The organism is Leptospira jelokensis, assembly GCF_004769635.1.
In the GTDB taxonomy this organism is placed as follows: domain Bacteria; phylum Spirochaetota; class Leptospiria; order Leptospirales; family Leptospiraceae; genus Leptospira_A; species Leptospira_A jelokensis.
Genome location: NZ_RQGH01000002.1, coordinates 1 through 11,925 on the forward strand (window position 1 = coordinate 1; position 11,925 = coordinate 11,925).

Annotated in this window: 12 protein-coding genes; all 12 read right to left on the reverse strand. The window is 35.3% G+C overall.

Annotated elements, in window-relative coordinates; all coding sequences use genetic code 11:
- Positions 1 to 507: 507 nt before the first annotated feature.
- Complete coding sequence (locus EHQ62_RS00020) at positions 508 to 1,332, reverse strand: SDR family oxidoreductase (protein WP_135640254.1); 825 nt, start codon at positions 1,330 to 1,332, stop codon at positions 508 to 510.
- A 9-nt stretch (positions 1,333 to 1,341) separates the two neighbouring features.
- Positions 1,342 to 2,115, reverse strand: coding sequence for an SDR family NAD(P)-dependent oxidoreductase (locus EHQ62_RS00025; protein WP_135640256.1), 774 nt, complete (start codon positions 2,113 to 2,115; stop codon positions 1,342 to 1,344).
- Between the two features lie 11 nt (positions 2,116 to 2,126).
- Positions 2,127 to 3,122: an aminotransferase class IV gene (locus EHQ62_RS00030; RefSeq protein WP_135640257.1), complete on the reverse strand. Its 996-nt coding sequence runs from the start codon at positions 3,120 to 3,122 to the stop codon at positions 2,127 to 2,129.
- A gap of 18 nt (positions 3,123 to 3,140) precedes the next feature.
- Complete coding sequence (locus tag EHQ62_RS00035; protein WP_135640259.1) at positions 3,141 to 3,827, reverse strand: acylneuraminate cytidylyltransferase family protein; 687 nt, start codon at positions 3,825 to 3,827, stop codon at positions 3,141 to 3,143.
- Positions 3,828 to 4,661 (reverse strand): sugar phosphate isomerase/epimerase family protein, encoded by an 834-nt coding sequence (locus tag EHQ62_RS00040; protein WP_135640261.1) that lies wholly within the window; start codon positions 4,659 to 4,661, stop codon positions 3,828 to 3,830.
- Positions 4,662 to 5,540, reverse strand: coding sequence for a class I SAM-dependent methyltransferase (locus tag EHQ62_RS00045; protein ID WP_167482811.1), 879 nt, complete (start codon positions 5,538 to 5,540; stop codon positions 4,662 to 4,664).
- Positions 5,537 to 6,115, reverse strand: coding sequence for a D-sedoheptulose-7-phosphate isomerase (locus tag EHQ62_RS00050; protein WP_135640263.1), 579 nt, complete (start codon positions 6,113 to 6,115; stop codon positions 5,537 to 5,539). The genes EHQ62_RS00045 and EHQ62_RS00050 overlap by 4 nt, the downstream gene beginning before the upstream one ends.
- Positions 6,115 to 8,007 (reverse strand): N-acetylneuraminate synthase family protein, encoded by a 1,893-nt coding sequence (locus tag EHQ62_RS00055; RefSeq protein WP_167482812.1) that lies wholly within the window; start codon positions 8,005 to 8,007, stop codon positions 6,115 to 6,117. Before EHQ62_RS00055 ends, EHQ62_RS00050 begins: the two co-directional genes overlap by 1 nt.
- A complete protein-coding gene (locus EHQ62_RS00060; RefSeq protein WP_135640265.1) occupies positions 8,004 to 9,392 on the reverse strand; it encodes a GHMP family kinase ATP-binding protein in 1,389 nt (462 codons plus the stop codon). Before EHQ62_RS00060 ends, EHQ62_RS00055 begins: the two co-directional genes overlap by 4 nt.
- Positions 9,389 to 10,111, reverse strand: a complete 723-nt coding sequence (locus tag EHQ62_RS00065) for a sugar phosphate nucleotidyltransferase (RefSeq protein ID WP_135640267.1) — start codon at positions 10,109 to 10,111, stop codon at positions 9,389 to 9,391. The genes EHQ62_RS00060 and EHQ62_RS00065 overlap by 4 nt, the downstream gene beginning before the upstream one ends.
- Before the next feature lie 20 nt (positions 10,112 to 10,131).
- On the reverse strand, positions 10,132 to 10,683 hold the full coding sequence (locus EHQ62_RS00070) for a D-glycero-alpha-D-manno-heptose-1,7-bisphosphate 7-phosphatase (protein ID WP_135640268.1): 552 nt from the start codon (positions 10,681 to 10,683) through the stop codon (positions 10,132 to 10,134).
- 50 nt (positions 10,684 to 10,733) lie between these two features.
- The coding region (locus EHQ62_RS00075; protein WP_208720588.1) for a hypothetical protein at positions 10,734 to 11,925 on the reverse strand (1,192 nt) is incomplete at its 5' end.

Below are 11,925 nucleotides of genomic sequence, written 5' to 3' on the forward strand. Positions count from 1 at the left end.
TTGTGGAGCCAATTCATTCATTACATAATCGCGAGAAATTCCTCGTAGAATATTTCTTCCTTCAGGTGAAATGATACGGTTGGCAGTTGAAAAGTATGGTCCCATTGTGACTACTATAGATAGTAATCTTTCAAAACTTCTTGTGCCGAATGATATGAATGATTTTGCAAGTTACTATGATAAAGATTCATGGAATTATGCAATTTATAGTTTTATTATTGAAAAGAAAAAAACTTCCGATATTAATTTTTCTGATATAAAACTTAAAAAACATTTTCCAGACTTTGTTGATCAAAAATTGAGTTGGAAATCAAAGGTAAAATCTAAATTTAATAATATACTTAATTTTCTCTCTATCATCCCAGTGATATGGTACAGTTTCGAATTCGTATTCAGACCATTTCTCTTTCCGTTTAAAAATTTTACACCACTCCCCTAGAAAAAGAACCGGTATGTCGGCAGACGGCCAAGTTTCTTCAAGTGCCGTCAAGATAAGATGGCGATTTTTCACCAAACGGTTCTACCTCCATCGGCAGAAATAATGGAACCATTCAGGTAACTTGCACTCTCACTTAAAAGAAACAAAACTAGTCCCTTATATTCATCTTTTCTAGCCATACGTCCCAATGGGATTCGAGATGTAACTTCTTTTAGAAATTCTGGGTTTTGGTTGTTTTCAACTCCGCCAGGGCAAATGGCATTGCAACGAACATTTTTATCTGGCCAATATGTTGCTAGATAACGAGTTAAACCGATCAAACCCGCTTTCACAACTGAATATGTAACTGGTTTTACAGGTTGTAAATTTTCCGGTAGACCATACTTTCTATACAATCTTTGGTCGGGGGCGATCAAACCTAAATCTGAAGAGATATTTAATATTGTTCCTCCATCAGGATTTTCGGATATTAGGTAACCATAATGTTTTGCACAAAGGAAGGATCCGGTTAGACCTACTGCTAAATCAGAATTCCATACTGATATTGGAAAATTTTCTAATCGAGAAAATGCTTTTTCGGCAGAATCTTCTACCTTTGGGTTATTTGCTGCATTATTTACCAATGCGTGAATATAATTGTATTTTTGTTTGATCAAAGCTACATTTTCAATAATTTCATCTTCTTTAGTAATATCTACCTTATACCCAACCGCATCTACACCAAATTTCTGTTTCAATTCAATTGCTAAATGATTGCACCTATTTTGATCCAAATCCAATAAAATCGGAATGCCACCTGCTTCCGCAACGACAGCTGCATGTTGGCTTCCTAATAAACCAGTAGCGCCAGTAATAATTATAACTTTCTCTTTTAAAGAAAATATATCCATCATAAAAATTGACTAATGAAATCCGACGGTTTGGCCACCATCAACGACAATACAAGAACCAGTGATAAACGAAGCTCTCTCCGAAGCTAAAAATAAAACCAAATCAGCAATCTCCTCAGGCGATCCAAATCGTTTCATTGGGACAGTAGATTCAATCAAATTCTGAATTCGTTCTGGATCCTTCTGAATCTTATCATCCCAACTACCTCCGGGAAAATATACATTACCAGGTGCAATACAATTGACTCGGATCTTTGGCGCTAATTTACGTGCAAGATTTTTCGAAAGAGCAATAATTGCAGCCTTAGCTACAGAATAATCTGTAGGAGCACCAAATGCTTCTAAACCAGCAATGGATGATATAAAAATAATATTGCCTTCCGATTCAATTAAATCTGGAATCAATTCACGAACTACGAATTCGGCCGATTTAAAATTTGTATTAAACACAATCTCAAATGCCTCAGTGTTTGGCATTGGCTCAGGAACGCTACTCCCGTTCCCTACGTTTGCCACCAGTATATCAATACCAAACCACGTATCTTTCAGTTTCGAAATATTTTCTTTGAGCGCTTTTGGATCAGTAACATCACAAGCCATAACCAGAAAATTATTCTCAGAATACTTTCCTAAAAAAAATTTCCTAATATCATTTAATGTCGATTCAGTTCTCGCAAACAATGCCACTCTCGCCCCCTCCTTCAAAAAACTTTCTGCAATAGAAAGGCCAATTCCTCGGCTAGCTCCAGTGACTACGATGCGTTTGTTTTTTAGATTAAGATCCAAAATAGATTCTTTTATTTTTTAAAGCGATAAGGCGTTGGTGCATCCGATTGATTTTTACCATCAACTATGTTCCAATTCTTAATCTGTGTTTCTATATCTAATCCGACATTAGATGACCATTGTGCAAGTATACTCTTGAATTTTGTCCCTACTGTTCCATTTCCAATTGGTAAACCATTTAGCTGTGTTACTGGTAACATACAAAATGGAGTTCCTGTCATAAATGCTTCATCTGCGGTATAAACATCGTATGCATCAAAGTTTTTCTCTACAACTTTCATTCCAATTTGTGGAGCCAATTCATTCATTACATAATCGCGAGAAATTCCTCGTAGAATATTTCTTCCTTCAGGTGAAATGATTGTATTGCCTTTTATTATGAAAAAATTATCTCCCGTTCCCTCCGCTACAAATCCATCTGGATCCAGGAGAAGTGCCCAATTGTTATCACCCGAAATCGATGAAGCTTCAATATTTGCCATTAGATAGTGAATTCGACTACGATTTTTAATTTTAGGATCAAGTAAATGACCGGGAATCGCACGTTGCGATGTAATTACCGCATTAATGCCAACATCAAACAAACTACCCATGGAAGCAACAGTCCATCTCAAAGGGAAGTCGGCAATAATCACGTTCGGTCCCTTATGTAATCCTTGTACACCTTGGTAAATTCCTAACGTTCCTCTTGATACATCAATCATTAGTCGATGTTCATCGTCAGAAGCAAACAAATGATCATTGGCTTCCATGGTTTCATAACAATGTTTTTCCATCTCATCAATCGTCATCTGTAGAGGTATACGCAAAATTTTCACTCCTGCATATAATCTTTCTAAGTGTTCGCGAAGTTTGAACTGTACCTTGTTAAATGAACGGGTCATTTCAAAGACCATATCACCAAACATCAAAGCCGAATCATAAATCGAGATCTTCGCTTGAGACTCTGGAACTAAATTTCCATTCATAAATACCACGCGACCACTTTCGTTAACTGAACTATCCATAAAATTACCTTTTAAAAATTAAACTAATACAAAATTTTTCATAATTGATTCACATAAACGGAATGATTCCATTGAATCAATTTCGAATAATTTCCAGAATTCCATTTCGACCATTCCAATTTTTTCTCCAAATCGATTATTCTTTTCCTTAATCACCGATGGTAAAAATAGATAAAAAGAACCATTCTCAATATACTGTGGCGAATGATCTTGCCTACGTTTTCTATTTCTCCAGTCATAATTAATACTATCAAGCTCGCCATCTTCCTTGCGCTCCCAAAAATATAAATCCTCTGCAATGCTACACGAAAACATAGAATCATAGTTACCTGATTTAAACTGCAATATTCCTTTTTCAAAATCAGTAGAATGTCTCAATGGTGAGGTTACTTGAGGAGCAACAACTAAATCTATAGTTCCAATCTCCGCTTCAATACAGTCAAGAGCATGAATCCAACCTTCCTCCGAAGTAGCAGTATCGTTTGCAAGAACTTCAGGACGCCGAATCAGTTTGGCTCCGGCTTCCGTCGAAACATTTAAAATTTCATCACTATCCGAACTAACCCAAACGGAATCAATCGATGGAACGGACAAACATTGTTCAATTGTCCACGAAATAAGAGGTTTTCCACAAAAGTTCATAATGTTCTTTTTAGGAATACCTTTTGAACCTCCGCGCGCTAGAATAATTGCAACAGTTTTCATTTACCCTACTAATAATATAAATTTATTTCGAACCCAATCTAATTGTTTTTTAAATATTTCCAATCCTTCGTCATCGCGATAAGCCTGCATAATGAAAGGCCCTGTGTATTTTATTTTCTGAATCATCGATAAAACTAGGTCAAACTTTGCATCACCCAACCCTAATTCTACTGAACTAGAATTTAACTTTCGATCTTTAATGTGTATATCTGTAATGTAACTACCGTATTCCGAAAACTCTTCCACTGGATCAAAACCCAAAGCAGCACTATTACCAATATCATAATTGACTGTTAAATATTTCGAATCGAACAATCTGATAATTTCTAAAAATTCTTTTGGACCTAAATCTGTTTCTAATGACAATCGAATATTCGCAGATTCGGCTTCTTTCAACAACGGTGAAAGATTTTCATAGAAGGATCTTTTATCAGCCTGAGTTTTTAGAGAGGATTGATCCACACAAGGAATCACAATATCTTTCACACCAATTTGATTGCCATTTGTTAATAATAAAGAAAGGACTTTTTGACTCTTCTTAACCGTATCTAAATCCTTGGAATGAAACGGTGCCTCCATAAAATAGTCAGCACAGATAGAAACCACTTTCACCCCAGTTTCTTTGATACAATTCTTTAGTTCTTGAATTCCCCCTTCCGAAGTTAGGGGGTTTTTCGCAAAATCATTAAAATCAAGAATAAATTCTATACAGTCCAAACCTAAAGATTGTGCAATGGGAAATTCATCTTGCCAATAACCAACTGGATGGGCTTGGTAGCGACCTTTGTACTTGGGAAGTAACCTTCCCTGCATAACTCCTAACATATTTTTCATCTATGTTTTTCCTTTTTTCAATGAAACAGAAGCGATGATTGTATCCGTAAGGCCATTAGAAGCCAAACTAGCTTCATAAGCTTTGTCTAATGCTTCAGAATTTAAATGATTCCAAACTTTATGACCACCTGGTTTGCCTTTTGCTAACCAGTATAAATGATTTGAAAGCGGATATCGCTGAATGTGTTTCACCCAGTTCAACTGTAAGTCCGCGATTCTTATAAGTGTCTCAAACGTTTTAGCGTTAAAAAGAAAGAGATGTTGGCTCCAATAAGTGAATTCCGAGAATTGTTTATTTTCATAAAGAGTTAACAAAACATCACTTGAACTAGGAACTTCAATGATCAACTCACCGCCATTTGTTAACAATTTAGATAAATTTATGATCATAGAAGCCGGATCTGAAATATGTTCGATTACATGAAATGCGGTAATTAAATCGTAAGTATTCCGTTTCTTTTCTAATTCTTCTAAACTAGTATAAACATTGATATTATTCTTTTGAAAATGATTTTGTAAACGGGTCTCTAATTCCACGCCGTCTGCTTTGGTGGCAACATTTTTAGCCTTAAGTAAAAATCCACCAACGCCACAGCCGAAATCTAAAACCTTCCGATTTACCATTTTCTCTTTCAGAAACTGAAATCTTCTTTCATCATCCTTTTCCGTTTCCTTCAGCCATTCACTGATTTCTGGTAAGGATTCTCCGTGCATTCCAGAATCCTGGTAATGTGTATCTTTAATATGATCAAACGAAGATAAAAAAACCAATCCACAGGATTGGCATTCTTTTATTGCAAGACTTTCATGATCACGGACTTTACCTGGTCGGTTTAGAAAAGAGTTGTTACCACAAAGATAGCAAGATTGTAATTTCATTTTAAGAAATAATTTTCCTCAACAAGGCCACAAATGATATGGCCAATCATAATATGGGCCTCTTGGATCCTTTCTGTTCTTTTTGAAGGTATACAAATGCATTCAACAAGTTCTTTTAATTTTCCACCAGACTCACCCGTTAAAGCTACCACGTGCAACTTCATAGACTTTGCAGTTTCAATGGTGGAAACAATATTTTGACTATTCCCACTGGTTGAAATGGGGATAAAAACATCTCCTGGACGTGCGATTGCTTTTAGTTCTCTTACAAAAATTTGATCATAACCATAGTCATTTCCAATAGCTGTTGTCGAGGAACTATTAGTTCCTAATGCTACTGATGCGAGTGGAGCTCGATCGAACTGTAGTCTAGAAATAAATTCTGCAGCTAGATGTTGAGAGTCAGCAAAGCTTCCCCCATTTCCAGCAAAGATAACCTTTCCTTCTGATTTGAGTGATTGTAAACATAAATCAGCTAGCTTGTTTATTTGAGTTAACAGGGCATCTGAATGATAAATCGCTTCTTTTACAGCAATCGATGACTGAATGACTTCTTTAATTTTTTCAAATGACATTAAAGAATTCCTTCCAACTTTTCTAAAGCAATCCAGAAACCTTCACCACCATTTTTATGACCTTGCCAGATTTCAGGAATGAACCAAGCCTTTGGTGCTAAATCACCGAAGATCTTACCTAAACGCGGGAAATCAATTTCACCTTCTCCCACCTGCAATCCTTCTCCATTTAATCCTTTAGCGTCGCCCATATGGATATGGGCAGTAAACGGAGCAATTCTCTTAGAAAAATCATAAAAGTCATAACCAAAATGATTACAAGTGAGCATGGTATGTGAGACATCGTAACACATTCTCAAATTTAATTTTTTACACCATTCTTCAATTTCAGCAATATGAACAAAAATATTCTGATATCGTTGTCCACCAAAATGCCAAGGAAAGGGAGCCATCGTTTGTGGGATAAGTTCCACTCCTTCTTGATTCAGCATCTGTAAACTTTCACCAAACCTTTGATAGTATGAAGGCAAAATATCTTTTGGAAGATTTCCGTCCATGGATATCCCACCGACATTTGCGACGATAAAGGGCCTCTTAGTCTTTGGAAAAAATTGTTTTAAGGATCGAGTGATATCAATCACTCTCTGCGTTTCTTTTAATGAAATTTTACGATAGGCATCGTCTGGTGTCGCAAGATCCATCAAGTGACTACCTTCAAACAATTCAGGAGCATGTACTACAAATTCACAGTCATATGTTCCACTTAGGTATTTTCCTGGATCCAACTCCATATCAGAATAAGACAAGTGGAATTCAAAAAGATCAGGTTTGACTCGATGATAATACTCTTGAAAGTCATGGTACCGAACCGGTACTCCCCATGGCCTACTAAATTTATATTGTTTAGGCTCAATTCTTTTTTCGCTTAAGTCCGATGGAAAGAAATAGTCTTCTTCCAACATATCCCGCTGAATTGTTTTTCCTATTAAGTCATTTATTTTCTGCGGTGAAAGCCCCTGCCCTGGACTGAGAACCTTTATCATTTCTTTTGTGATGACTGTCCCCTTTGCGATCGGCTTGGATGCAACACAACTTTTCGAAAGGTTCTCTCTATTGATCATCTCCCCTTGGCTCAGTTTTCTTTCATACTGAGAGGATCCAAGAGCCTCTTCAATTTCTCGAATTCCTTTCACAAGTTTAGAAAACTCGTTAGCTTCTAAACTTGCCGCATGGTCAGGACCTTCCATATTCCGATCTAGTGTTAAATGGCGTTCTACAACCATGGCTCCAAAAGCTATAGAAGCAAGAGTTATGTTGATTCCCCTTTCGTGACCAGAATATCCGATGTAATTATGGAATTCCTGTAACTGAGTCATCCACTTAAGGTTAATATCATGTAGAGGTGCCGGGTAGGTACTATTACAATGTAAAAACACAAACGGAACATTTGCTTTCTTTAGATAGTCACGAGTAAAAAGAATTTCCTCTGTATTACTCATTCCAGTGGATAATATAAGTGGTTTTTTTGTTTCTATTAACCGATCAAGAAGCACGACGTTTGTTAAATCAGCAGATGCTACTTTATAAGCAGGAACAGGAAAACTTTCAAGAATATCAACACTTTTATAATCCCAAGGAGTGCATAAATAAAGAATTCCTTTCTCCTTACAGTAAAAGTTTAATTTTCTATGAAATTCTTTATCAAGTTCAAATTTTTCAAGTAAGTCCAAGATATACTCAGTACCTAAATCTTCTCCTGACTTTTTTAAACTCTTTTGACGATAGACTTCTTCCAAATGTCTCATTTGGAACTTTGCACAATCGGCTCCAACGGAAACTGCCGCGTCTACTAATTCATTGGCTTTTTTTAAATCACCATTATGATTATTTCCTATTTCAGCTATTATGAAAGTTCTACCACTTCCGATTTCAAAATTCCCAATTTTTATCATAATATTATTAAATCCTCTTTCACTAACTCCTCTCTTACAGTCCAAGCCTGTAAACCTTCCGAATCAAAACGAAATGGACGGTATTTTAAACCAGAAGAATCCATCCAATTTAACAATTCATGTTTTGCAAAAGGAGGAACATAAAATAGAAAAAAACCACCCCCGCCAGCACCCAACAATTTACCACCGATCGCACCATGATCCATGGCATCTTTATAAATTTTATCTAGAAAGTTATTCGAAATTTTGGAACTTAATCCTTTTTTAATTTCCCACGCTTTGTGCAAACACAATCCAAATTGTAATAAGCGACCCCTGAGCAGATGATTTCTCATTTCATAAGTAAGTTCCACATTTGATTTTACTTTTTGTTTGATCTCAGACTCTTTCATTGTTTCACGTTGGTCATCATGAATATTACCAGAATCGTGGGTAGTCGCGGTGTCACATAAAACTAAACTTTCTTCTAGTTCAATCATTACATCCCGAGAAAGTCGTAGAGGATGGACGATATTCTGATCCAGTGCAAATTCCATAAAGTTAAAGCCACCAAACACAGTTGCATACTGGTCCTGCCAACCTCCTGCAATCCCTAAATCTAATCGTTCAGCTTGAAACGCCAATTCAGCTAATTCATGATTGTCCCATTTATCTTTTTTGAATTGATTGAAACATCCTAAAATTGCTGATGATACAACGGCGGATCCACCCAAACCAGAGTTCATAGGATAATCTGAATGAACAAACAGTTCAAAGCCAAAGTTAGGACGGACGACTTTGATTATTGATTGGAATAATTTAAAATCAGTTTCTCGTTTCAGCAAATCATCATAGTCATCAAATTCGACCGAAGCATTTAAATCTCTTGAATGGAAAATAATTTTATAATCATCTCTCACCCTTACTGTAGCATGTGTATAAAGTGTAACTGTAGAATTGATGACTGCACCTTTTTCATTGGAAAAGAAATGAGTTAAATCAGAACCTCCTCCTCCAAAACTAATTCTAACGGGTGATCTTGCTCTAGCATATACTTTCCGTTCTTCTAAATGAGGTAATTCATCTTTTGTGACGATTCCTACTAATTTTTTATTTTCATCGAGGATTGGTATGAAACGAATTCGAGAATCGAGCATTTTCAATAATTGTTCTCTTGGAGAATTACTAGAAGCCCAAAGAAACTCGCGATTCATACTTTCGGAAATAAGTGAACTTAGACTTTTTCCATTCAGTAAGTTACGGCGAATGTCACCATCAGTTGCCAGACCAATAATTTGATTTTCTTCGTTTTGTACGAGGGTAAAACCGAGATGATTCGATTCGATTTTCTTTAAAGTTTCCTCAACGGAATTGGTATATGAAATTAAAAACAAATCGAATTTCAAAATTTCTCCTCCCTACCTGACTCAATCCAATCTTGGAAACGTTTGTAATCGTCTGGAATTCCAATATCAATAAATTCTGTATTTAATGGAACAGCTCTCAATCTTCTTTGTCTAGCAAGTTCAGGAAAAACATCGTTCTCCATAGAGAATTCTCCAGTTCTTCCTATGAAAATACTTGAATGCAATTTATATAAACCTGCGTTAATCCAACCTGCTCCCGCATTCTCTCTCTTCTCTTCAAACTCTAACACAAATTTTCCATCAAAAGAAACTTTTCCATAACGAGAAACGTCATTGGTATGTATTATCGCTATTGAAGGCGAAGAAGATTCAGCAACATTCAACATTGATTTTTTATCTACCCATGTATCTGCATTTACGATCAAAAATTCACCCTCAAACTTGAGTGAATTCAAAGCATGGGCCACTGCTCCACCTGTTCCTAATTGGGAGGGCTCTATCGAAAATTGAACTTCAGTATGATTCAGCAAGGTTTCTTTCATTTTCTCTACATATTCGATAATTAAATCCGCTTTATAATGTAATAGAAAAAAGAATCTCCTAAATCCTTGGTCATGGTAATTCTCCAGAAGATATTGCAGGAATGGTTTTCCAAACACTGGTGCCAATGGTTTAGGAACATCATTGACAACTGAAGATAACCTGGTTCCACGTCCGCCAGCTAAAATGAATATGGGTAAATCTATGTTCTGATTCATCAGTTTAAAAAAAAAATGTTTTAAATAAAATAAGGAAAGGATTCTCTCAAAGAACCAACACTAACAAAACTAGAATGAGAGAGTTGATTTTCATTCTTCTGACTAAGAATCAAAATATTTGTATTGATCCCAGCATTGATGCCAGCATCTATATCGCTGATCTGATCACCAACTAAAACCGATTTAGATAAATCTAAAGAATACCTTCTAGCTGCCTTCAGAATCATACCAGGATTTGGTTTCCGAAAGAACGAATTACGTTTATACTTTCCCTTAGCATGTTCAGGATGATAGGGGCAAAAAAACACCTTTCTAATATTGCAATTTTTCTTTTTAAATTCAGATAACATCCATTTCGTTAATATTAGAAAATCTCTTTCAGAGTAGTAGCCTCGCCCTATCCCCGCTTGATTAGTTATGATAAAGATTAAATAACCCTTAGCATTAGCCAATTGACAAAGTTCAAAAATCCCATCTTGAAAGACAAAATCCTCTACTCTATGTACATAATCATAATCAAGATTGACGACACCATCACGATCAAGAAAAAGTGCTCTAGTTAAATTGGTCATATATAGAAAGGAGCACCTAATGATTGAAGTTTTGCTTCATAAGAGTATCATCAAGAAATTGACTTGACCGAATCAGAAAAAACGAAATCTTTTCTGCTAACAGTTTCGAAGATTACTTTTATTCTTTCCAAGTATCTTTCCCTAACCTTCCCATCAGCAATGGAATACATATCTATAATTTTTTTAAAATCTCTAAAATCGTGACTTGAGTCAATTATCTGAGTGAATGATTCGATTAGCTCATTAGCATCATAGGAAACTAGGGCCATGTTATCTAAGCCAAATAAATTCAATATATCTCGCCGGCCCTCAAGAAAGTTTTCATGAAATATAACTTTCTTTCCCATTGCAATTGCTTCCTCGGCAATTGAAGTCACTCTTGCAATAACATATTCAGACTGCACAAGCAAACGATAACTCTCTCCAATTTCATCTATATCACTGATGATAAGATTTCTTAACTGTTTCAATTTCAGAAAGATTTCTTGAAAATATGCCAATTTAGTCCAAAGAATATTTTTTCCCCGAATTACAAATTCATACTGAGGGAAATTACTAATCAATTTATAAATATCTTTATAAAAAAGCAAATTATTTTGCCAGGACAAAAGTGAAATCGAATTAACTTCTTCACTGTGGAAATCAAATATAATTACCTGATTTTTTTTAACTTTCACTTTTTTTTGAAGTTCGAAAGCATAATCCGTTCGGATTAAACCGATAGAAAAAGTTTTTTCTACAATCGAATATTGATTTTTCTCTATCACCCGATTAAAACTGTCACCTGGAATAAAATAATAATCTACAAAAACAGGCAGGTTTTCCGAGTGCATAACAAACTGTCTTTCAGTGAGAGCAATCGTTTTAATTTGAAGTTCATTTGCAGCTAACTGGAAATATGCTGGAAACAGAATATCATACCCAACGATAATATATGACGGTTTGATTTTCTTTAATATGAAAATTGAAAAGTTTACACGCAATTCAAAGACTAAAAAAATACGAAGTTCACGTATTGAATATATGCGATAAACGAAAATACACTTCAATAATTTTTCTATTGAAAAAAAAAACAATCCTACATGTTTCTTCTTTAGGTATTCTCCAAAAATATCCATAAAAAAGAATACATCGAATCCATTACTTTGATAAAAACTTTCTATTTCATTATCTTTATAAAACTCGATATATTTATACGAATTAGGATTTTCTCTATTAGGCAATATATAGTCTTTAGAAAAA